The sequence below is a fragment of the Vibrio sp. 5S239 genome (genome assembly GCF_041439575.1).
Lineage (GTDB): Bacteria > Pseudomonadota > Gammaproteobacteria > Enterobacterales > Vibrionaceae > Vibrio > Vibrio kanaloae.
Genome location: NZ_JBGOOM010000029.1, coordinates 1 through 23558 on the forward strand (window position 1 = coordinate 1; position 23558 = coordinate 23558).

A 23558-nucleotide genomic window follows, 5' to 3' on the forward strand; every position below is an offset into this window, starting at 1 on the left:
GATATTCATCAACGAGTGCCCACACAGATTGATAGGTTTAAATTGTTAAAGAGCGCTAGCGTTTTGTGATTTACATCTCAATCGCTAGGGGTGCGTACTATACCTGCACCACTTAGAGAGTCAAGGGTTATTTTAAACTCTTCTTTCTCTACCGATTTCACTGTGTGACTTTCGTCTCACTCCGTGTCGGTGAGGCGGCATTATAGAGAGATCGACATAGAGCACAAGGGCTTTTTTAAATAAAAGTTTTGTTCGCCTAAAAAGCCACCAGATCCGCATTTTTCGAATAAAAACTAAACATTTGAGACGTATCACAGCAATACATTGGAAAAATGGAAGCCATGAACGTAAGATTCATGTATCTATTTTGTTAAGAGTAGATGTGTCTATTTCGTTTATTAATATGTAGTATTCCGATATGAACTCAAAAAAATCGATGTTGTTAATTGTCGCACTAGCTGTTCTAGGTGGCATTATTTTCTCTCAGGTAGATATATCGCCTGCAATTACCTTTATCCTTGGTGTCTTGGCTTCCGCTTTTGTTGTTAACTTTTCAAGCACCGACTCAAAATCAGATTCAGAACCTAAGGCTTCAACCAAAACACTTTATGTAGGTAACCTTCCATACAAAGCGAACGAATCACATGTACGTGAATTATTCTCTGAGCATGGTGAAGTATTTGCAGTACGTTTAATGAAAGACAAACGTACTGGTAAAAGAAGAGGCTTTGGATTTGTTGTTATGGCAAGTAATGATGTGAATCATGCAATCTCTGCACTTAACGATAAAGATTACATGCAACGAACTTTAAAAGTACGCGTTGCAAATGATCCTAAACATCCTGAAGCGGACGAATCTGAACTGAGCTAAACCCTAACTGCTTTAACATACTATTTAGTGCACTTTCTTTTTTAGGAAGTGCACTACAAAAAACCTCACGCATTCCCCCTTCTTTAGTAATGCTTTCCAAACCCAACAAATCTTGAACCCGTTTAGCTATCGCTTTACCAGAATCTATCAGCACTACACTTTCACCTAGTACTTGTTGAATCTCTGATTTGATCAGTGGGAAATGGGTACACCCTAATACAGCCACATCAATGGTATTGATCATCGGTTGAAGGATCTGCTGTAACTCTTCAAGGCTAACCTCCTCACCTCTGAGTTTATCTTCGGCCATATCCACCAGCCGAGTAGAACCCAATAGCTCTACTCTTTTATTACTCGAGAAGTTGTCGATGAGCTCGTGTGTGTATTCACGAGTAATCGTCGCGGGTGTCGCAATAAGGCCAACCGCTTTATTAGCAAGTAACGAGGCTGGCTTGATTGCCGGAACAACCCCAACAATAGGGATTAGGTTACTAGCACGAAGTGTAGGTAATACAATCGTACTTGCTGTATTACAAGCTATCACCACAATATCAATCGCGTGGCTAGCCACAAAACTGGTAACGATACTTTGAACTCTGCTAATAAGTACTTGTTGATCAAGCTCACCGTATGGGTAAGCCTCGTTATCGAATACATAGATATAGTTGTGATCGGGTAGTAACTGGCTTATCTCTTTATATACAGACAGACCGCCAACTCCAGAATCAAAGACCAATATGTTTTTTTGTATGCTTTCCGACACAACCATTACCTGTAATAAGTTCCGCAGCAATGATACCTCTTCACTTAGTTTTCGCCAATCATCACTCTACATAATGCAAGCTCGGTAGCGTTGATGCACAAAGCGCTCACCCTGCTCTACATTTTCTAGCTCTATCTTAAGCTTTCCTTTAAAGCATGGCGCTGACGTTACTAAGGTATGGAACTCGCCATCTTCGCCACATGGATCGACATAACTCGGTAAGCTGTCTATTAGCTCAAGCGTGTATTCTTTCCCGCAATAGCCCATGTCCAATGCATCGTTATCGACTGTGACGAGAAAGGTTTCGATTCCTCTGTCTATTATTTCACTCGCAAGTGCCTGATTGCTCTCTCCCATTAGAGGAAATACACACTCCCAACCCGCTGGTTCTATATAGCTTCTTCGATAATCGGCAATGCCATTACAGAACATGTCTCCAAACGCGACTGCATCAATTGATAAACCAGAACCTTTAAGTGCGGAGACAATAGTACTTTGATAAATCTCATTACTAGGAAACACTTCTGGAAGCTCAATCGTGATTAATGGCACCCCAATCAATGTTGCCTGCATTTCGACAACCTCGATTGGAGTTACTTGGAAAGGAACTTCATCTCCAACATACGTCGTATAGAGAGCAACAACTTCATATTCGGAGCTTTCAAGTAGACGCTCTAACGTTAATGTCGAGTCTTTACCTGACGACCAACTTATGACGACTTTCTTTTTCATTGATATACCCAATAAGAAAAAACCGCCCGGAGGCGGTTTAGGTGTAAATTAGAATTGGTAAGCTAGATTAGCAAAGTACCTGCGTTCAGGAGCGTTATATCCTAGCGTTGTTTGGTATTTCTCATTAGTTAAGTTATCAACTCGACCACGGACAACTAGCTCAGGGGAGATCCAGTACCCCACAGAAACATCCCACAAGCTCACTGATGGCAAAATATTATCTGGATCGGTTGTTTCTTTTGGATTACCCGCTCTATCACCCGTGTATGTATAAGTAAGGTTCACATCAAAATCTTCATATGAAGCATCCATCAACCACTTGTAGTTTTCATCAGCACGCTTCGCTAATTTGTTGCCCGCAGAGTCTTTATGATCTTTAAACTCAGCAACAACCGTGTGATGGATAAACCACGTGTCAAAATTACCTGTGATTTCTAAACCTTTAAGTTTTGCATCTACGTTTTGAGGATACCAAGATGGGCTACCTTCATACCAAATAATTAAGTTATAGACTTCATTATCGTATGCAGTCACATCCAGCTTGAATAAATCGAATTCACCGGTGTATCCAATTTCGCGATTTTCGGCTTCTTCAGGCTTCAGGTCTGAGTTTGTTGTCAGATCAGAATAGCTCGGAGCTTTAAATGATGTACCAGCAGCCGCTCTAAGTGAGTGATTTTCTGTTAGGTAATAGCGAGTACCTAAAGACCATGTAGTGTGGTTGTCGTATGTGTCGTGTTTATCGTTACGTACACTACCTACAATTTGAACATCACCAAATCGAAGTTCAGAAGAAACGTAGACGCCCGTCGTATCACGAGATTCTCCTGCTAGTGCATCTGGAAAGCCATATGACAGAGCATCATCATCAAGTTTTTCTCTACGCCAGTCGGCACCAGCACCAACAGATACGTTCTCATTAAAGTAATACTGATTTAAGAACTGCAGGTTCGTCAGATCTATTTTCTTCTTTGTACCAGCATTGTCTTTACCTTGAGCTTGTGAATAGTCTAGGTTTTCGATTGCCTGCTGATTAGCTCTAAAGGTAGAACTTAAGTTATCACCTTTATAATCAACAGCGGCTGTCACGCTCAAGTTCTCAGAGTAGCCGTAGTTCTTACCACCCGAGTCATACTCAGTTAGACTATCAAACCAACGTACAGATGCTGTGCCAGTAAAGGCCTCATTGATCGGCTGTGAGTATGACGCAAAAAGATTTTGGCTTTCATAGCCATAATTAAGACCAGTGGCCGGGTCTTTAATATCGTAACCTTCAGTCCCATCAAAACCGCCAGCGAGTTTCAATGTTCCGCCGTTCGACAATTTTCGAGTCGTTGAGAAATTAGCTTCCTTTTGAGCATCACTGCCAGCTCCAACCGCTATCATTGTCGATTCAGTCGAATGAGCAGACTCAGTAATAACGTTAATCACACCCGCTATCGCATCTGATCCATATAAAGCACCACCAGAGCCACGAATCACTTCTACTCTCTCAATAATACCTACAGGGATGTGATTGAAGCTAATACCGCCCGCTGCAGAGTCAATACGAACACCATCGACAAGAAACAATACTTGATCGCTATTATATCCGCGCATAAAAACAGAGGCACTGTGTCCACGTCCGCCATTTTGAGAAACTTCAACACCAGGTACTCGTTTCAAAACATCCACTAAAGATTTAGCTTGGGTTTCTTCTATTTCTTGTTTTGAAATAACGGTAGTAGAAGCAATAACATCACTTAGAGGTTGCTCAAAACGGTTAGCCGTAACCACCATGGTTTCATCGGCAGAGGCTTCTTGGGCGTGTAACGGGGAGATAGGTGAAAGCAGCGATGCTACAGCAACCGCTAAAAGGGATTTGTTCATGTTGTGATCCTAAATCGCGTAAAGTCCTACCAAACCACATTGTGTGGCTTAGCCGCTGGCAGGTATTCGGACTCAAGAGCACAACCTTATGGTTACCTAATATTCGACTTCCCACAAAAAGCTATTTGCAGTGTCTTATGAATATTCGTTCTCTTTTACCGCTGCGCGTCAGTTCTGGATTCACACCAGATTCCCTCTTCAGCCATCTATACATCCAAATGGCACCAGCTTGTCGGAGATAGTATTAACCTATGAATCATTTGTCTAGTCTAAGATAGTTATAAGCTATAGTTTTCAAGGTCGATTTTATATTGAATAGCTCTCAACACTGGACAAGCGCCTGTGATTGAATAAAATCTGCGCTCTTGATTTAAAAGCACGACAGCAAAAGGCATAACAATGGCGAATTTAGATGTAAACCCGCAACGCTACCAAGAACAGCTCGCAGAAAAGACTGAACGTCTTACTGAAATGTTCTCACAATATGATGTGCCTGAGCTGGAAGTGTATGAATCTCCAGAACAACACTACCGCATGCGTGCTGAATTCCGCGTGTGGCATGAAGGTGACGATATGTATTACGTCATGTTCAATCAAGAAACCAAAGAAAAATACCGCGTAGACCAGTTTCCTGCGGCTAGTCGTCTTATCAACGATCTAATGCCTCTATTAACGGATGCAATGAAGAGCAACCACTCTCTACGCCACAAGCTATTCCAAGTAGACTTCCTTTCTACGTTAAGCGGTGAGATTTTGGTGTCACTGCTTTACCACCGTCAGTTGGGTGAGCAATGGATTCAAGATGCTAAAGCGCTAAAACAGCAATTGAACGATGAAGGTTTTAACCTAAACCTGATTGGCCGTGCGCGTAAGATGAAAATCGTACTAGACCGCGACTACGTAATTGAAAAGCTAGACGTGAATGGTGACAGCTACATCTACCAACAAGTAGAAAACAGCTTTACTCAACCAAACGGTAAAGTAGCAGAGAAAATGCTGGAATGGGCTGTCGACTGTACTCAAGACAGCAAAGGTGACTTGCTAGAACTTTACTGTGGTAACGGTAACTTCTCATTAGCACTGGCACAAAACTTTGAGCGTGTACTAGCAACTGAACTAGCGAAGCCATCTGTTGAATCTGCTCAGTACAACATTGCGGCGAACAAGATTGATAATGTTCAGATCATTCGTATGTCTGCGGAAGATTTTACCGTAGCAATGGAAGGTAAGCGTGAATTCCGCCGTCTGCAACAGGCGAACATCGATCTTAAGAGCTACAACTGCAACACTATCTTTGTTGATCCACCGCGTTCAGGTATGGATGTTGATACTTGTAAGATGGTGCAAGGCTACGAGCGCATCATGTACATCTCTTGTAACCCTGAGACATTGAAAGAGAACCTAGACATTCTAAGCGAAACACACGACATTACTCGTTTTGCTCTGTTCGACCAGTTCCCTTACACCCACCATATGGAAGCGGGCGTGATGTTGGAACGCAAAGCGTAAATCATGATTCAAACCTCTAAGCGCTCGTGATGAGCGCTTTTTTTTGATATCGCTATACCGCCAATTTCAAGTCCGTGGTTTGAGCTCCACCACATTGCCTTCTGGATCTTCTATATAGGCAGAATAACCAAAACCTTGAGCACCATAGCGCTCTGCAAACTCGCTAACTTTAATATCGTGTTTGTGCAGATAATTGATCAACTCTCGATCATCAAAAGCCGCTATTTGCAGACAAAAATGGTCGAGGTTTCTCCCGTCTTGTTGCGGCGCCTTGCCGCCAAGTTTTCCTAGCTCACTATCGACGACGACTAAGTCAATGATTGACTCCCCCGCCCTTAATTGCGTCAACCCTAAGTCTGGCAATTCCCTTTCAATAAGACAACCCAGCACCTGCTGGTAAAAATAGAGCATCGCCTCACGGTTTGAAGTCCGCAATACAATATGGTCAATGGCCTTTATCTCTATCATGCAGCTTCTCCTTGTAACACGCACACTCCCCTAGTATAGGTAACATTACGTACAAAAAAATCACAATGGATAAGTAAACTACTGGGCTAAATCGTGATATCTAATTGTAAATAAAGCCTTTCCTTTCAGTGGGCTTCTAGTTCTACATTGTTCTTTTCAAAACGGTTAACCGTTACTGTTAAGACTCTTTATGTCACACTTGGTTATAAGTATTTAGGAAGTACCAATGGCAACAATTTCAGATGTATCACGTATCGCAGGCGTATCGAAAGCCCCCGAGAGTTGGTCGAAGCGGGAATGAGGGGATTAAATACAAACCAAACTCGGTGCCGCAAGACTTAACCACCAGCTACAAAAAAGGCCTGACGATAAAGCCAAGCCTTTCCTTCACTATTTACCAAGCGAAGTGCTGAGGTTATTCAGCTTAAGTCGCTTTGCCGATAAAACCGAGCTTTTTTCCTACCCAAGCTAACAGCAACATCGCAACAATAATCGCAAAAAAGTTTGAGCCCGCATCAGGATGTTGTGCTTTGACAAAAGCCGAGTGGCCAAATGCACCAACAAAGAAGCAAGCTAAACCTACCAATGGAATATCTTCAGAGACTGGGTTAGTTAGATACTCCTGGTAAAGTGCTTGTACAGTCAACACTAAAGCAATAAGCGGGAAAATAGAGAAGCCCACTTCGCTCATTGTGACCCAAGATAACAGCGCATCACCACACACACCGGCAACAACAGCTAGTACGAGTGTTTTTCTTTCAGAACCACGGTTTACAGTATTATTTTCATTCGACATTATTCAATCCCGCCTTTTAATCGGTTACGTTCACGTTCTTTACGATACCAAAAAGCCCCTTTGGCCATCATTCGCAATTGCATGATCAAGCGATCAGCCAATTCATCTCGCTGACGTCGATCTAAATCTAGTGCTTCTGCCCCTGAGTTAAAAACCAATATGACGGAGGCTTCAGCTTGAGTAAAAGCTTCATCTCTTGTCATGCCAGTCGTAATCAAATATTCGGTTAACTCAGCAGAGAAGTGCTGTATTTCACGAGCTACTGCAGCACGAAACTCAAATGAAGTTCCTGAGCGCTCTCGTAATAACAGTCTGAATACGTTTGGACTGCTTTCAATGAATTCCATAAAGGTTTCAACCGATGTGCGAATCACACTGCCTTCTTTTACTATACGCTGACGAGCTTGACGCATTAATTGACGCAACAGTAAGCCACCTTCATCAACCATGGTTAAGCCAAGCTCATCCATGTCTTTGAAATGACGATAAAAGGAAGTTGGGGCTATTCCAGCCTCACGAGCAACTTCTCTCAAGCTTAGGTTGGAAAAACTACGATCGGCGCTGAGTTGGCTAAATGCTGCATCAATTAAGCTACGACGAGTTTTTTCTTTTTGCTGTGCGCGAATGCCCATTGGTTTCATACTTTATCAAATTCTTCTTTTACAGCCTAAACAGGCATGTCTAATACTCTCTTCAATATAACGCGAATCACTTATTTATATAAGGCACTCAACATACCTCTTTGTTCACGTACCGAAGTAAATACGCTCGAACAAAAAATTTCAATCTCCACACTGTGATTTGGAGACATACAACATACCAAATGTTATTTTTTTGAGAACACTGCGTGATCCCACCGACTCTCTGATGTCCTTTTCATGTACCCAAGAACAGAATCAGTTAAAATCTCACTAAAGCAATGTTAATTAAATATAACAAGGAAGATATCTATGCCGCACTCCAACCACTTTGATGTAATCGTAATTGGTAGTGGCCCCGGAGGAGAAGGGGCAGCGATGGGATTAACCAAAGCAGGGTTGAATGTTGCGATCATTGAGAAAGAGAGCAGCGTTGGTGGTGGTTGCACCCATTGGGGAACCATTCCTTCCAAAGCACTACGTCATGCTGTAAGTCGTATTATTGAATTCAACAGCAACCCGCTGTTTTGTCAAAATAACAAAAGCATCCACTCTACCTTCTCCAGTATTCTGGGCCATGCTAAATCAGTCATCGATAAACAGACTCGACTGCGCCAGGGCTTTTATGATCGCAACCAATGTACATTGGTGTTTGGTTCTGCACGTTTTATCGATACCAACACTATCTCTGTCATGCAAAGCGATGGGACAGAAGAACATTACAGTGCTGACAAGTTTGTAATCGCAACGGGTTCGCGACCTTATCAGCCAGATAATGTTGATTTCTTGCATGAACGTATCTATGACAGCGACTCGATTCTTTCTCTTAAGCACGACCCGCAACACATCATTATTTATGGCGCTGGTGTTATTGGCTGTGAATACGCCTCAATCTTCCGCGGTTTAGGTGTAAAAACCGATCTCATCAATACTCGTGACCGCCTACTCTCATTCCTAGACAATGAAACGTCTGATGCGCTTTCTTACCACTTCTGGAACAGCGGTGTTGTGATTCGTAACGATGAAACCTTTGAGAAAATTGAAGGTACGGACGATGGCGTTATCATTCACCTAGAGTCTGGCAAGAAAATGCGTGCGGATTGCCTACTGTATGCCAACGGTCGAACAGGTAATACCGATAAACTGAACCTTAGTGCGGTTGGCTTAGAAGCCGATTCTCGTGGACAAGTATCCATAAACACCAATTACCAAACCAGCGTTGACCATGTTTACGCGGTAGGTGATGTGATTGGTTACCCCAGCTTAGCGAGTGCTGCTTACGACCAAGGTCGATTTGTCGCACAAGCGATCGTCAAAGGTGAAGCAGAACACCACCTGATTGAAGACATCCCAACAGGGATCTACACCATCCCTGAGATCAGCTCTGTGGGTAAAACCGAGCAAGAGTTAACCGCTGCAAAAGTGCCGTACGAAGTGGGACGCTCTTCATTCAAACACTTAGCTCGCGCTCAAATTGCGGGTAAAGACATTGGTAGCTTGAAGATTCTGTTCCATCGCGAAACCAAAGAGATTTTAGGCATCCACGTGTTTGGTGAGCGTGCCGCTGAAATCATCCATATCGGACAAGCGATTATGGAACAGAAAGGTGAAGCAAATACCATCGAGTACTTTGTGAATACGACCTTTAACTATCCAACGATGGCGGAAGCTTATCGTGTTGCAGCACTCAACGGGCTCAACCGTTTATTCTAGATAAAGAACCAATAGGAGTATTTGACCACTCATAGGCCAAATACATAAACAGCAAGCCATGCGCTTGCTGTTTTTATTTAAGGTATTGAATAGTAAGGTATTGATCGTAATTAGATCATGATGTTCTAAATACCCCTTTACCTGTACAACCTCATTTACTCTCCACAAACAGAGCCCTCAGAGCTAAGCGAGAAACTCCCCCTTCTTCCACTGAGAAACAAACAACACACCAAGACCAATTCCGCGCATTGCCATAAAGCTCAGCATCGCTAACCACAGTGCATGGTTCTCTAAACCTGATGCTAAATAGAAAATCGCGAAGAAACTGCAGGTCGCAACAAACATACTATTGCGCATATCCTTGCCCTTGGTTGCTCCAACAAAAATACCATCCAACAAGAAGCACCACATAGACACCAATGGCATTGCGATTAACCATGGTAAATACACCTCGGCTTGGCTCTTCACGTCAGGAATGGTAGTGATCATATTAATCAAACTCGAGCCAGCGAGTGCGAACGCTATGGTCAGTACCAAACAAATATTGAAGCTCCAGAAGAAAGTACCAATCAATGACTGGTTCAGTTCATCTTTGTCTTTCGCGCCTATCGACTTACCTACCATCGCTTCCATTGCATAGGCAAAGCCATCCATCCCATAAGAGATGATCATCAAGAAACTCATCAACACGGCATTGGCCGCAACAACATCATCGCCAAAGCTTGCACCTTGGAAGGTCATGAAAGTGAAAGTCGCTTGTAGGCATAGTGAACGAAGGAAGATATCGCGATTCAGTTTTACGAAGCGACTCAAACCTTGGCTGGTTTTCTTAAGCAGATCCCATGGCGATGGTAACTGTTTCTTCGCCCAGATTCGGTAAACACAAATCAAGCCAAATGTTAGACCGGCATAATCGGCCATTACAGATGCCAATGCTGCACCTTCCACTTGACACCCTAAACCGATAACAAAAACGATATCCAAAACGATATTGGTGATATTGGTAATGATCACCATCCACATTGGCGCTTTGGCATTTTGAGTCCCGAGCAGCCAACCTAGAATCACAAAGTTAGTCAGCGCGGCTGGTGCACTCCAGGCGCGGATTGAAAAATATTGCTGACCATAGTGCTTAACTTGATCACTGGCGCTACTCAATGAGAAAACTAAATCGGCGACTAGACTGTGTAAAAGCAAAAAGACACCAGCAAACCCTAAGGCCATGGTCACGCCTTGAACGAAGACTAAACCAAGTTTCTTGCCATCATTCGCACCATAAGATTGTGCAGCTAGCCCTGTTGTCGACATACGCAGGAAACCAAGCAACCAAAAGGTCACGCTGATCATTGTGCCGCCCAGCGCCACACCACCTAAATACCAAGAGTGCTCGAGGTGACCGATAACCGCCGCATCGACTAAGCCCAGCAGTGGAACAGTAATATTAGAGAGAACCATCGGGATCGCGAGCAACAACACTTTTTTGTGCATCGCCTGATTGGATAGCGTTTGAAAAATAGTTTGGGGATTAAATAGCTTCACGATCACCTCTTAGATTAGAGGCGATAGTTTAACCTAGTGGGTGGGCTTTCACTATGTTGTGGAATTTTACTTATACCGGCTATGTGCTCAGTTACTCGAAATACAGAACCGCTAGGGTTACCATTTCACGAGCACTAACTGTGGCGTTAAACGCTTTTTGACCTGAGAGATTTTACAAAGAAGCCGCTGCCACAATTTCCAACGATTGCATTGTTGGTCTAGGGGAGAAAACGCTTTTACCCATTGTGCCCATGGCAGCCAATTAAGAACGCTGTCTATTGGTGAAGACAACCCATGAGCATACTTTCCTGAACCAAGCTTTTGTCCCAACGTACTTGAGCTTTTATCTCCAGCTAACACTAAACACGCATGTGCATGAGTAAAGTAGCGGCTCAAAGACTGAATGAAGTTCGCCGCCTGCTGTTCATTGCAATCGAGCAGAGCATGTTCACACACCACCATCACCGAGGCTTGTTCTGGAATATTAAGTTCATCCAACCAAGTTAGGTCATCGACAGAACCACACTCCAAGCGATAGCGTTCATTTTTGTGGAACAAGCGTTGCCGCCAAACTAGATTTTCAGTTACATCCAATTCTACCCAATGACAGCGGCCATTATCTAAACGGTAGAAACGCGTATCAAGCCCCGCTCCCACGTTAATAATCCAAGCATCTGGATTGTGAGATAAGAACTGTTGAACTTGAGAGTCACAAAGTTGAGTCAGCGTCGCATAAAGGAGTTGTTGTTGGTCGAGTTCACCGGTAAGACATTCTGGTGCCAATTGGCAACGCTTACAGGCTTGCGCTCCGATAGGATCATAAACCAAACCATCATCGGCAAGACTTTCGCGGCTGCGAAACCAAAGATGTTGAACGAGATTCGTCGGAACTTGAAATTCTTGATGTGCAAACCCTTGATCAGAATAAGCCTTTTGATCAAAGGAGCGCGGCTTACGAATAAGCGGCTTAATTTGAGGTTTGGTTGGATTTGGCATCATCATCTTCCTTGTATCTCGACAAAGAAGATGATAATGAATATCAATTACAATAACAAGTTATTGAGAATAAATATCAATAAGATATTTGCATTGATTACATCCAGTCGGTGTTGCGAATGATACCAACCGCAAGCCCTTCAATAGATAAGTGTTGAGACTCTAGATCGACATGGATTGGAGAAAACTCTTCATTTTCAGCATGTAACAGAACCGTTGCACCTTTACGTTCTAAGCGCTTTACCGTTACATCATCATCGACACGAGCCACGACAACCTGACCATCGCGTACATCTTGTGTTTTATGAACAGCTAATAAATCACCATCCATAATACCGATGTCTTTCATACTTTCGCCATTTACACGAAGTAAGAAGTCAGCTTGTGGTTTAAACATGCCAGGGTCAACTTGGTAATGCATTTCTACATGCTCTTGAGCCAAAATAGGCTCACCAGCGGCAACCTGACCGATGAGTGGTAAACCTTGTTCTTCGTTTGCTGCATCTTCAAGCAAAATACGAATACCGCGAGACGCACCCGGGATAATCTCAATCGCTTCTTTACGAGCAAGAGCTTTCAAATGTTCTTCTGCTGCATTAGCAGAACGGAAGCCTAATTCACGTGCAATTTCTGCACGCGTCGGTGGCATTCCGGAATCTTCGATCTTACTTTTGATAAGGTTAAAGACTTGTTGCTGGCGGGGCGTTAACGGCTTCATGATTCACCTGTCTTTTTATACAGTTGACTGTGAGTATATCCAGTAACTGAACAAAAGCAAAGCAATTGGTTGTTTTTAGTTCATTTTTAGCGAATTACAAAAACAATACCTCTAGCCAGACGTAACCCGCTAACATTAAACAGATAAAAACCGCTGCCGAACCGACATCTTTTGCCATTCCAGATAACTCATGATGTTCACTGCCAATCCGATCAACGACCGCTTCAATCGCAGTATTTATTAGCTCGACAACCATCACCAATACGATGGCAGAGATCATCAAGATTCGCTCAACCTGACTTACGTCTAGGTAAAACGCCAGTGGGATGAGTACAGCTGCCAGCAACACTTCTTGTCGAAATGCAGCTTCGTTTTTAAACGAACTCGTGATGCCCTGCCATGAAAAGCCTGCAGCTTTGATGATACGTTTGAATCCTGTACTTGATTTCTTTGTCATTTTTAACTCTATACTCAATCAGTCGATGAATGATTTTCCACAAACTTAACGTCAATATGACTATTTCCATTAAAAGGTTAGACCAGTTTCTGGTATTCTTGCATCGATTAAATTTACGCCTAGGCTTCCCCCTATTTCACTCATAGGATTTATCCTTTCATCATAGAAATAGCGATACGCTTAAGCACATTGAAATAACTATTGAGGCAGTGAACCTATATGTCTTCTGGACAATCTTTTTCACGTTCATTAATGAAGCTACCTTTATCCTTATTGGTAAAAGGCACATCAATCCCTTCAAACCCAGTTGAGGATTTGAACATTGATTTAGGCAAACCGATTGTATACGCCTTACCGTTTCGCTCAAGTGTAGACATGCTTACATTGCAAAAACATGCACTTGAACTGGGACTACCTGATCCGTTGAGCAAGCTTGAAATCAACGGTAAATCACTGCAACGCTACGTTTTTATCTCTTCTCGCAAAACTTTACTGCAAGACGATGATTATGTACCAAGCTCTTCAATTGAAGTTTTCTCGGAGCTGCTTTCACTGCATGCCGACGACTCTGAGCTTGATGTTCAAGTTATCCCTGCCACTGTGCTGTGGGGACGTAAACCCGGTAAAGAGAATAACCAGAAGCCTTACCTACAAGCAATGAATGGCTTAGAGAAGTCAAAAGCTGTATTACTGGCAGGCCGTGACTGCCTAGTTCGATTTAGCCCTGTGGTTTCTTTACGTTACATGGCTAACTCTCACGGTACCGACAGCACCATCGCGCATAAATTAGCGCGCGTGGCGCGTATTCACTTCTCTCGCCAAAAGTTAGCAGCATCAGGACCGAACCTACCCAGCCGCCAAGCTCTTTTTAACCGCCTACTGAAGTCAGAAGCGATCAAGAAGGCAATTGAAGATGAAGCCAAATCAAAGAACATCTCGGTCGAGAAAGCGAGCAAAGAAGCTCAAGACATCATGGATGAGATTGCCGCTAATTTCTCTTACTCACTGATTAAGCGTGGAGAGAAAGTGCTTGGTTGGCTATGGAATAAGTTGTACCAAGGCCTGCATATCAGCAACGCTTCAACGGTTCGTAAGCTGGCTCAAGATGGCCACGAAATCGTTTATGTACCTTGTCACCGTAGCCATATGGACTACCTACTGTTGTCTTATGTTTTATATCATGAAGGCATGGTGCCTCCACACATCGCAGCGGGCATCAACTTGAACTTCTTCCCTGCTGGCCCTATTTTCCGCCATGGTGGTGCGTTCTTTATTCGTCGTAGCTTCAAAGGCAACAAGCTGTACTCAACTATTTTCCGTGAATACCTAGCAGAGCTATTTGCAAAAGGTTACTCGGTAGAATACTTCAGTGAAGGTGGCCGTTCTCGTACGGGCCGTCTATTGCAAGCGAAAACCGGCATGTTAGCAATGACAATCCAAGCCATGCTGCGTGGTATGAACCGCCCAGTTACTTTGGTTCCTGTGTACATCGGCTACGAACACGTTATGGAAGTAGCGACCTACGCCAAAGAGCTTCGTGGTAAGCGCAAAGAGAAAGAAAACGCGAGCCTTGTGATTCGAACTCTGCGTAAACTGCGCAACTTTGGTAAAGGTTATGTCAACTTCGGTGAGCCGATCCAACTGAACCAATATCTAAACGAACACGCACCTGAGTGGACCAAAGATATAGACCCAATGGGGGCTGGTAAACCACAATGGATGAACCCTGTGGTTAATGGTTTGGCAACTAAGATGATGACGCATATTAATGATGCAGCAGCGACCAACGCTCTAACTCTTTGTGCAACCGCTCTACTCGCTTCACGACAACGTGCATTATCTCGTGACTCTTTGGTTTCTCAGATCAACTGTTACCTGTCTTTACTGAAAAATGTACCTTATTCTAATACATTCACGGTACCAAAAGAGAGCGCTGAAGATCTGGTCAAACACGCTGAATCACTAAACAAGTTCCTGATCGAATCAGATTCAATGGGCGATATAGTTTCACTCGATCGTCACCAATCCATTCTGATGACGTACTACCGTAACAACATCATTCACTTGTTCGCTCTACCGTCGTTAATTGCTCAAATGACGATTCGTCAACGTGGTCTATCGATTGAAGCTATTCAACAGAATGTTGCGGCACTCTACCCGTTCTTGAAGAAAGAGTTGTTCCTAAGCTACGACGAAGACAAGCTTGAAGGTGTAGTTTCAAACATCATTGAAGAGCTAGTCAGCCAAGGTATGCTTGTTGTGTCAAACAACGAAGTCACCATCAACCAATCAAACAGCCAAGCACTGATGCTATTAGGTCGTACGATTACAGAAACGCTGCAGCGCTACTCTATTGCTCTAAACCTATTGGCAGAAAACCCTGAACTGGATAAATCTGATCTGGAAACAAAGAGCCAAGACATTGCACAGCGCCTTGGTCGCTTACATGGTATCAACGCTCCAGAGTTCTTCGACAAAGGTGTATTCGCATCGATGTTCGCGACACTGAAACAGCAGCAATACCTAGACAACGATGGTAACTGTGATTTAGAAAAGACTCAGCAATTCGCTAAGCTTCTTTACTCTATGCTTTACCCAGAAGTGCGTATTACGATTCAAGAGAGCATCCACCAAGTAGAGTAATCTTTCAGCTAATATTCGCTTTAATCACTAGACTGAAACGATCAAAAAAGGCACCAAATAGGTGCCTTTTCATTTTGAGTCAAGCAACTCAAAAAGCTAAGTTCTACCAGAAGGTAATGAACAAACCGACAGTTACTGCCATCCCAACATAGTTGTTGTTGAGGAAGGCTTGGAAGCATAGGTCTCGGTCGCGATGACGCATCAAGTGCTGTTGGTACACAAACAAGCCCCCTACCGCTAACAAAGCCCAGTAAAAGATATCACCCAAATGGTAATGCATGCCCACTGCAATCAACATCGTCAGTGTTACTAACTGCAAAAAGCCAACGATAAGCTTATCGAATCGGCCAAACAAAATAGCTGTCGACTTAATGCCAATCTTAAGGTCATCATCGCGGTCGACCATGGCATATTGTGTGTCGTAGGCAATCGTCCAAAATGCATTCATTATAAAAATAAACCAAACAACACTTGGTAGATCATTGGTTTGTGCCGCCCAAGCCATTGGTATTGCCCAGCTGAAAGCCAGCCCAAGGAACAATTGTGGAAGATGGGTAAAGCGCTTCATGAACGGATAAATGAAAGCTAAGCCAACTCCGATAAAAGACAATTTGATAGTAAGAGGGTTCATAGTTAGCACCAACAAGAATGAGACCACAGCCAGTGCTAAAAAAAGTAATATGGCTTCTCTACTGGAAACCAAACCTGAAGGTAATGGACGCTGCTTGGTTCGTTTTACGTGGCCATCTACTTTGCGATCAGCAAAATCATTAATCACACAACCAGCTGAGCGCATCAGCACCACACCTAATACGAAAACAATCAAAACATCAAGGTCAGGCATGCCTTGCGCGGCGATAATCAACGACCACAAGGTCGGCCAAAGAAGTAACAAAGTACCAATTGGGCGATTCATTCGTGTTAATTGCCAGTACGCCTTCGCTTTGGTAGCAAGCATTTACACACTCTCCTTAGAGTAAATGGGGGATGTTGGCAAAAACAGTTCTGCGACGAGCATAGGCTTGTGATTCATCCATAAACGAGAACGACGAGCGAGCAATCGCTCTTCGCCTACAATAACCCAACCAACTTGCAACGCATCTCGCTTTACGTTTTCGGCATTAAACACGGTGAGACCGAGCGGGACGTTCCCTTGTTGAGATAAGTCTGAGTGTTTATCTTCTAACGTCACTCTGGGAATTAAGGTTCGACCTAGTACCCACGGCGCGTCATCACCTTTTAAAATTACTTTACGTAGTAAGCAATCAAACGATGATAAAAGCTGTTCCTCATCGGGTTGCAGCATTGATCGCTCTACAACTTGATTATGAAGCAACTCAACCGATAAGTGCTGGCAGCTCCTTCCTAATTTGCGAGAAAGAGATCCTTGCTCCATAAGCCACTCTTTGGCGGTTTCATTAGGAAAATCAAATATTTCTGTGTTTTGCCAATCTACATTCATTAACGAATTAAGATACAGCGATATTGGCTGATTCATACTAGTATTCAATAGGTGACTTTACACGTACAATAAAGCTTCAATTTTCGAACAAACTCAAAGCGCTGTTGAATTGTAAATGTATTTAGATTTAGACCGCTCATTGTAACAAGACAAACGCGTTTCGAATATCGCGAATAAACTAAAGAAAAGTCACAAATATGCACAAACGTTATGTAGCCCAAGTATTTCTTGCGATTAGCCTGCTCTTTTCAGCATCAAGTTTTGCTGAAGAGGAGTCTATATCTAAACTCGCTTACTTCACGCTAGAACCAGACCTGACAACCAACTTTTATACTAAAGGTAAAAAACTGGGCTATATCCAAGTACGCCTCGACATCATGGTGGCCGATAGTCATGACTTAGCGACCATTGAACATCATCAGCCGTTAATCCGTGATGCTGTTATTGAGTTACTCGGCAAGCAGAATGAAGAAACCATAAAATCGCTATCAGGTAGGGAAGATTTAAGAAAAACCTTGGTTGAACATCTTAACAAGATTTTACTTCCTGAGACGGGGAAAACCCTCATTGCTGACTTACTGTTTACCAAATATCTTTATCAGTAATGATGTAAAAACGAATCCCAATAAAAAAGCGGCTCACCTGGCCGCTTTTTGGTATCTATCAGTTGTCGGTAACTAATCACTCGCTCCTTGCTGAACTAGGCGCTTTCATGGAATCAACTAAACCGATAATCACACCTGCGACTAAACCTGCTAAGTGAGCAGTATTTGCGATCGCCATGAACGGCTGCATGTACCCAAGCACCAACCACACCAACATAAAGCCGACGATCTGTCTTGGGATACCCAAACCAAATTGTGGAGCCTTCGCACCAACAACCCAGAGATAACCAACCAAAGCATATACCACACCAGACAGGCCACCGAAGTTCGCACCTTCAACCCAATATTGCCCAGCGCCAGAAAGCGCAGAAGAGACAGCAAAGATCTGAAGTAACTTGAAGCCGCCTAACTTTTTCTCTATGTCTCCTCCTAACTGCCACCACCACAAAATATTAAATGCGATGTGCATAACAGAGAAGTGCAAAACAGCATGACTCAACCAACGCCACAACTGCCATTGTTGGCCATCAAGCGCTGGGAAATGTAAGGCATTGAAAATCGTCTGACCGAAGCCTATCTGCTGCAGAGCAAAAATAACCACACATAGCAACATGATACCGAGTGTCACTGGGCCAGCTTTGGCTTTTATCATGCCCATGAAGCTAGGGGTATGATAATGAAAGCTACTCTTTCTGGTTTCCACCATATCCCAAGATGCCGCTTGGTAGCGCTTATGGTTTGGCTCTGATAGGAAACGATTGAGCTCTGACTCTGTTTCAACCTGATGCTGGCTATCTGTCAGCCAAAGAGAAAAACGCCCCTCACCTTCAGGAAACATTTGAATAGGGATCTGGCGAGAAGCCATGTAATCAATAAATGCTTGAGCAAGACGCGGATTGTCTAACACCATCAATCTAATCATTGTTATTTCCTATTCATGCTTTAGAGACGCTTAAAGTGGTTAAAGTACTAAAGGCTATAACCCAGCGATCACTGGAAGTTCAGAACGATGCCAAGCTTCAAAGCCACCATCAACACTATATACCTCTTCAAAGCCTTGGTTCACTAAATATTGTGCGGCACCTTGGCTACTAATACCGTGGTAACACATCACCAAAATAGGCTGTTCGAACTCGACTTCATCCATAAAAGACACCATCGTATCGTTCGTAAGATGGTAAGCGGTTTTTGAGTGAGCAACCGCAAATGACTGCGGGTCACGTATATCGACAAGTCGAGCTTCGCCTTGTTCAATGAGGGCTTGAGCGCCTTTAACGTCGATATGTTTAAACTGGTCCATGACTCTCTCTTTTATGCTGATTTACTTTGCTGCCATTGTAACCTATCCCAAGGCCAACAATCACATCCACTTAATAAGGTTATCCACCAACGATCACTTTTACACCGTTTGTGGATAAACCTGTGGATTGCGTGAATAAAGTGTTTTTTAAAAAATAGATCCACAACATGTAGTAATGATCCTGATCTAACTGTGGGTTAGTTGAAACATATCCCCACCACTAAAACCCCTTCAAAGCCTTACTACACCCTGCTTTTAGACAGTTGACGAATAAACTTTTCACAGAGTTATCCACAAAATCATTTTGCAAATTTCGATCGCAAAATTTGAGAAATCGATCCGAAACAAAAAAGGCCGAGATCTCTCGATCCCGGCCTTTTCAAAATTTAGTTTGCTAGCTCTACTATTAGATAGAAGCTAGATACTATTAGAAATCGCCAACGGCTTGTTTCAACTTCTTCATAGCATTTTTTTCTAACTGGCGAACACGCTCTGCAGAGATACTGTAGGTATCCGCTAAATCTTGCAGTGTTGCTTTGTTATCATCTAACCAACGTGAGCGCACAATATGCTGACTACGCTCATCTAAGCTTGCCAATGCTAGCCCTAAACGATTGTTGGTGTGTGATTCCCAGTTAGCCGCTTCAACCGTTTCAGCAACGTCTGACGCTTTATCTTCTAGGTAGTAAACAGGGGCAGTGTAAGCAGAGCCACCGTCGTCGTCGTCCATTGGCGCTTCAAACGTAGCATCTTGGGCCGCTAATCGAGATTCCATTTCTCGAACCTCTGAAGGCTCAACTCCCAATTCACGAGCAACCGTCTCAACTTCACCGTTATTGAACCAACCTAAGCGCTTTTTAGACTTACGAAGGTTAAAGAACAATTTACGCTGTGCTTTAGTGGTTGCGATTTTAACGATACGCCAATTACGCAACACGTATTCATGAATCTCAGCTTTGATCCAGTGAACAGCAAAAGAGACCAGTCGAACACCAACTTCTGGGTTGAAGCGCTTAACAGCCTTCATCAAGCCGATGTTACCTTCTTGAACGAGATCGGCCATTGGCAGCCCGTAGCCTGAGTAGCCTCTTGCAACGTGTACCACGAATCGTAAGTGGGAAAGGATTAAACCTTTCGCAGCATCGATCTCACCTTTGTAATGTAATCGCTCTGCAAGTCCACGTTCCTCTTCAGGCGTCAGCATTGGGTAGCTGTTCGCTGATCGGATATAGCTATCTAAACTATCTTGTGTGACTAAAGCCATTTGATACGCTTGGTTTGCCATTCGGTTCCTCATCAATCTCTGATCTGGAGTAATACATCTATTAAAACCCAACAATCTTGAACCTAAAATGAACAGGTTTCAAGGCGGGGGAAGTAATTATGCATAATCAATTCTTCTATACAAGGCAAAGTCTGGTTAAGAAGTGCCTATTTTTCGTCTAATTATGACTCTATTTTCCTAAACTGGTTCAATTTCTTTTAGGTGACGCTGCGCAGAGAGCTTCGCAGCCACACTACCAAGCAAGGTTCCAACGATCAAAAGCAATAAAGACTCATCCCAACTCAGGCCTATTAACCTAAAGTGGCTATCATAAAGCTGCGCTAAATCGTCAACGGCACTGTTCAGCAATACAGTAATCAATGCCGTCATGACCCAAGCGCTAATCGCACCTAATACACCAAACCACATGCCAGCGTACAGGTATGGTCGAAGAATGTAGCTATCGGTAGCACCAATCAGCTTCATGGTTTGAATCTCTTCTTTATGTGCCAACACATTAAATCGTAGTGTATTACCAATAATCAGAAATACTGCGCCTAACATCAAGACTGTTAAGGTAATAACAATGACAGCCGCTAAGGCTTTAATAGCATCTAATCTAGCTAGCCAATCTTCGTCTAAACGGACATCGGTCACTAACTCTTGTTCTTTAACGGTACTTGCCAACCCCTTAATTAAGGTATCGCTGTGCACATTTGGAGTAATCACCAACACGCCTGGCAATGAATAGTCGTCTAGGATAGTCAGAGCATCTTCAAAACCAGAGTATTGGCTAAGATCTTCAAGTCCTTGCTGTGGAGAAATGTATTCCACCAGCTCAACTTGATCCCAATTTTCTATTTCATCTTTAAGTACCATCACCCTAGGCTCAGGGATACCATCCTCCACATAAGCACTAATTTGTGACGGGCTTGTGACGTCTTGAGCTACTTCACTAACGTTTTTGCCTAACAAATATAAGCAAGCAGGCATTGTCAGCGCCATTGAGATCACCGCTAACGTAAGCAAATTACCCAGCGGACGTTGCCACATTTGTGAAAACGATGACTTGGCTTGCTTCCAGTGAACAACAAAAAATCCGTCACTTGAAGTGCGGGTTTTAGCTCGGTTGGATTGAGGTTTCTTGATACGCTTATTCGCGGCCATAATCTTCAACCTCGCTCAAAAAACCTTGGTTTAACTCCAGATGACGGTATTGAGGGCGAGTATTCACTAACCCGATATCGTGCGTTGCTAGGATAATAGAGACACCCGCGCGGTTGAACTCTTCAAACAATCTCAACACACGATTCGATAACTCAGGGTCTAGATTACCTGTTGGCTCATCCGCTAACAGTAGAGTAGGACGATTAACCACGGCGCGAGCAATACCCACGCGTTGTTGTTCACCACCAGAAAGCTGGCTTGGCAAACAACGGGCCTTGTCTAGTAGCCCGGTTTTATCTAGTGCAGCACTGACTCGGCGTTTTACTTCATTTTCAGAAATAGACTCAATACGCATCGGCAGGGCGACGTTATCGAAAATAGAACGATCCATCAGTAGGCGGTGGTCTTGAAAGACAATTCCTATATTACGACGTAAAAACGGAATGTCTTTGGCTGGGATACGAGTGATATCGTGATCGTTAAACCACACGCGCCCATCGGTTGGACGCTCTATCGCACATATCAACTTCAGCAAGGTACTTTTACCAGCTCCAGAGTGCCCACCCAAAAAAGCCATCTCTCCACGTTTAAGATGAAAGTCCACTTTTTGGAGCGCTTGTCGTCCGCCTCGGTAGGCTTTACTCACTTGCTGAAATTTGATCACCGAAAATTCCTCTTACGATCACTCATATCAAATTTAAAACGGTAGCCGGTTAAGAATAAACCACCTGCCACACGCGTTATTCTTCACGACTAAATAGTGCTTCAATGAAGTCTTTCGACTCAAATGGACGTAAGTCGTCGATACCTTCACCGACACCAATATAACGAATTGGAATCTGGAACTGGTCTGCAATTGAGAAAATCACACCACCTTTCGCCGTACCATCTAGCTTAGTGAGCGTAATCCCCGTTACCGGTGCGACTTCACTGAATAGTTTTGCTTGGCTGATAGCATTCTGACCAGTCCCTGCATCAAGTGTTAGCATGATTTCGTGCGGTGCAGAGTCATCAATCTTCTTCATTACACGAACAATCTTGCGTAGCTCTTCCATCAAGTTGCTCTTGTTCTGCAAACGACCTGCTGTATCAGCAATCACAACATCGACACCACGCGCTTTCGCGGCTTCAATCGCATCGTAGATAACAGACGCGCTGTCCGCACCTGTGTGCTGAGCGATAACCGGCACATCGTTACGCTGCCCCCAAACCTGAAGCTGTTCAACGGCTGCTGCACGGAATGTATCACCCGCCGCTAACATCACTTTCTTGCCTTCACTCTGGAACTGTTTCGCCAGCTTACCGATGGTGGTTGTCTTACCCACACCATTCACACCGACCATTAAAATAACGTAAGGCGTTTTAGTCGTATCAACAACCAATGGCTGTTCAACTTGGCTTAAGATATCTGCCATCTCTTCTTTGAGCAGACCATAAAGCGCCTCACCGTCTTTTAGGTCATTGCGAGATGCTTTTTCTGTCAGATTTTCAATGATCTTAACGGTGGTATTCATCCCCACATCAGCGATCAGAAGTTGCTCTTCTAGCTCTTCAAATAGCTCTTCATCGATTTGCTTGCCTTTGAACAAGCCAAAGAAGCCAGCACCAATGTTTGCTTTAGTACGACTAAGGCTGCGCTTAAGGCGAGCAAAGAAGCTTTCTGTTGGCTTCTCTTGCACTTCTTCAACCTTAACTTGAAGAGCTACTTCTTCCTGTTCAGCTTCTGCTTCTGCTTCTGCTTCTGCTTCTGCGCGGACAGGTTGCTGCTCTTCTTGAGTCTCTTCAAGCGCTTGCTCTGATTCAACTGGCTTAGGTTCCACTGGCTTAGCGACTTCAGTTTCAGGCGCGACCTGTTCAGCCTCGACAGGTGATTCAACTTCAGTTTGCTCTTCAACGTTTTCTACGTTCGCTTCATTCTGCGTTTTTGGGCTTTGTTCTTCTTCACCAAAACCAAGCCACGATAATAATCCGCGCTTCTTTTTTTCCGTCATCCGAGGAGTTCCCTAGATCTACTAATTAACTGTATTGACTTAATGCACGTCGACTCT

General features: G+C 43.6%; 23 protein-coding genes and 1 riboswitch. Of the genes, 5 read left to right on the forward strand and 18 right to left on the reverse strand.

The annotated features are described in order from the left end of the window. The first annotated feature begins 418 nt into the window (after positions 1–418). Entirely contained in the window at positions 419–871 is a 453-nt protein-coding gene (locus ACED48_RS18120) for an RNA-binding protein (RefSeq protein ID WP_017055501.1), read from the forward strand. On the opposite strand, the gene murI is transcribed toward ACED48_RS18120, so the two are convergent. Genes murI through ACED48_RS18135 form a run of 3 tightly spaced genes read right to left on the reverse strand, consistent with a single transcriptional unit; the run spans position 834 to position 4235 of the window. Beyond that, on the reverse strand, positions 834–1640 hold the full coding sequence (gene murI / locus ACED48_RS18125; protein WP_017055502.1) for a glutamate racemase: 807 nt from the start codon (positions 1638–1640) through the stop codon (positions 834–836). The two genes, ACED48_RS18120 and murI, sit on opposite strands and share 38 nt — an antisense overlap. A gap of 60 nt (positions 1641–1700) precedes the next feature. Beyond that, positions 1701–2366, reverse strand: a complete 666-nt coding sequence (locus ACED48_RS18130) for an ATPase (RefSeq protein WP_017055503.1) — start codon at positions 2364–2366, stop codon at positions 1701–1703. Positions 2367–2414: 48 nt separating this feature from the next. Next, positions 2415–4235, reverse strand: a complete 1821-nt coding sequence (locus ACED48_RS18135; protein WP_017055504.1) for a TonB-dependent receptor domain-containing protein — start codon at positions 4233–4235, stop codon at positions 2415–2417. 39 nt (positions 4236–4274) lie between these two features. Further along, positions 4275–4479, reverse strand: a riboswitch (cobalamin riboswitch). 155 nt (positions 4480–4634) lie between these two features. Here ACED48_RS18135 and trmA point away from each other — a divergent pair. After that, entirely contained in the window at positions 4635–5744 is a 1110-nt protein-coding gene (gene trmA, locus ACED48_RS18140) for a tRNA (uridine(54)-C5)-methyltransferase TrmA (protein WP_017055505.1), read from the forward strand. 66 nt (positions 5745–5810) lie between these two features. Here the strand turns inward: trmA and ACED48_RS18145 are convergent, their stop codons facing one another. The 3 genes from ACED48_RS18145 to fabR form a co-directional block, all read right to left on the reverse strand. Further along, positions 5811–6212 carry a VOC family protein gene (locus ACED48_RS18145; protein WP_017055506.1) on the reverse strand — a complete coding sequence of 134 codons (402 nt, stop codon included), beginning with the start codon at positions 6210–6212 and terminating at the stop codon, positions 5811–5813. Between the two features lie 424 nt (positions 6213–6636). After that, positions 6637–7008, reverse strand: coding sequence for a YijD family membrane protein (locus ACED48_RS18150; protein WP_017055507.1), 372 nt, complete (start codon positions 7006–7008; stop codon positions 6637–6639). After that, positions 7008–7649 carry an HTH-type transcriptional repressor FabR gene (gene fabR / locus ACED48_RS18155; RefSeq protein ID WP_004736697.1) on the reverse strand — a complete coding sequence of 214 codons (642 nt, stop codon included), beginning with the start codon at positions 7647–7649 and terminating at the stop codon, positions 7008–7010. The genes ACED48_RS18150 and fabR overlap by 1 nt, the downstream gene beginning before the upstream one ends. Positions 7650–7958: 309 nt before the next feature. Here fabR and sthA point away from each other — a divergent pair, with 309 nt between their 5' ends. Continuing rightward, a complete protein-coding gene (gene sthA / locus ACED48_RS18160) occupies positions 7959–9359 on the forward strand; it encodes a Si-specific NAD(P)(+) transhydrogenase (protein ID WP_017055508.1) in 1401 nt (466 codons plus the stop codon). A gap of 183 nt (positions 9360–9542) precedes the next feature. Here the strand turns inward: sthA and dinF are convergent, their stop codons facing one another. The 4 genes from dinF to ACED48_RS18180 all read right to left on the reverse strand — a co-directional run bounded on the left by dinF (position 9543) and on the right by ACED48_RS18180 (position 13069). Beyond that, the gene (dinF, locus tag ACED48_RS18165) at positions 9543–10898 is read right to left on the reverse strand and encodes an MATE family efflux transporter DinF (protein ID WP_017055509.1); all 1356 of its coding nucleotides are present in this window, start codon (positions 10896–10898) and stop codon (positions 9543–9545) included. Between the two features lie 117 nt (positions 10899–11015). After that, entirely contained in the window at positions 11016–11894 is an 879-nt protein-coding gene (locus ACED48_RS18170; protein ID WP_017055510.1) for a class I SAM-dependent methyltransferase, read from the reverse strand. Positions 11895–11991: 97 nt separating this feature from the next. Then, a complete protein-coding gene (lexA, locus tag ACED48_RS18175) occupies positions 11992–12612 on the reverse strand; it encodes a transcriptional repressor LexA (RefSeq protein ID WP_029626861.1) in 621 nt (206 codons plus the stop codon). A gap of 94 nt (positions 12613–12706) precedes the next feature. After that, positions 12707–13069, reverse strand: coding sequence for a diacylglycerol kinase (locus ACED48_RS18180; RefSeq protein ID WP_017055511.1), 363 nt, complete (start codon positions 13067–13069; stop codon positions 12707–12709). A gap of 219 nt (positions 13070–13288) precedes the next feature. Here ACED48_RS18180 and plsB point away from each other — a divergent pair, with 219 nt between their 5' ends. Continuing rightward, entirely contained in the window at positions 13289–15712 is a 2424-nt protein-coding gene (plsB, locus tag ACED48_RS18185; protein ID WP_017055512.1) for a glycerol-3-phosphate 1-O-acyltransferase PlsB, read from the forward strand. A 103-nt stretch (positions 15713–15815) separates the two neighbouring features. Here plsB and ubiA read toward each other — a convergent pair whose 3' ends face one another. Continuing rightward, the gene (ubiA, locus tag ACED48_RS18190) at positions 15816–16670 is read right to left on the reverse strand and encodes a 4-hydroxybenzoate octaprenyltransferase (protein WP_017055513.1); all 855 of its coding nucleotides are present in this window, start codon (positions 16668–16670) and stop codon (positions 15816–15818) included. Next, positions 16671–17210, reverse strand: a complete 540-nt coding sequence (locus ACED48_RS18195) for a chorismate lyase (protein WP_170960287.1) — start codon at positions 17208–17210, stop codon at positions 16671–16673. A gap of 161 nt (positions 17211–17371) precedes the next feature. On the opposite strand from ACED48_RS18195, the gene ACED48_RS18200 reads away from it, so the two are divergent. Beyond that, positions 17372–17779, forward strand: coding sequence for a flagellar basal body-associated protein FliL (locus tag ACED48_RS18200; protein ID WP_017055515.1), 408 nt, complete (start codon positions 17372–17374; stop codon positions 17777–17779). Between the two features lie 76 nt (positions 17780–17855). Here the strand turns inward: ACED48_RS18200 and glpG are convergent, their stop codons facing one another. The 6 genes from glpG to ftsY form a co-directional block, all read right to left on the reverse strand. Then, positions 17856–18701, reverse strand: coding sequence for a rhomboid family intramembrane serine protease GlpG (glpG, locus tag ACED48_RS18205; RefSeq protein WP_017055516.1), 846 nt, complete (start codon positions 18699–18701; stop codon positions 17856–17858). A gap of 54 nt (positions 18702–18755) precedes the next feature. Beyond that, positions 18756–19079, reverse strand: a complete 324-nt coding sequence (glpE, locus tag ACED48_RS18210; RefSeq protein WP_017055517.1) for a thiosulfate sulfurtransferase GlpE — start codon at positions 19077–19079, stop codon at positions 18756–18758. 427 nt (positions 19080–19506) lie between these two features. Then, a complete protein-coding gene (rpoH, locus tag ACED48_RS18215) occupies positions 19507–20364 on the reverse strand; it encodes an RNA polymerase sigma factor RpoH (RefSeq protein WP_017055518.1) in 858 nt (285 codons plus the stop codon). A 177-nt stretch (positions 20365–20541) separates the two neighbouring features. Next, the gene (gene ftsX / locus ACED48_RS18220) at positions 20542–21510 is read right to left on the reverse strand and encodes a permease-like cell division protein FtsX (protein WP_017055519.1); all 969 of its coding nucleotides are present in this window, start codon (positions 21508–21510) and stop codon (positions 20542–20544) included. Continuing rightward, entirely contained in the window at positions 21497–22174 is a 678-nt protein-coding gene (ftsE, locus tag ACED48_RS18225; protein WP_017055520.1) for a cell division ATP-binding protein FtsE, read from the reverse strand. The genes ftsX and ftsE overlap by 14 nt, the downstream gene beginning before the upstream one ends. 76 nt (positions 22175–22250) lie before the next feature. Beyond that, on the reverse strand, positions 22251–23501 hold the full coding sequence (gene ftsY, locus ACED48_RS18230; RefSeq protein WP_017055521.1) for a signal recognition particle-docking protein FtsY: 1251 nt from the start codon (positions 23499–23501) through the stop codon (positions 22251–22253). Positions 23502–23558: the final 57 nt, after the last annotated feature.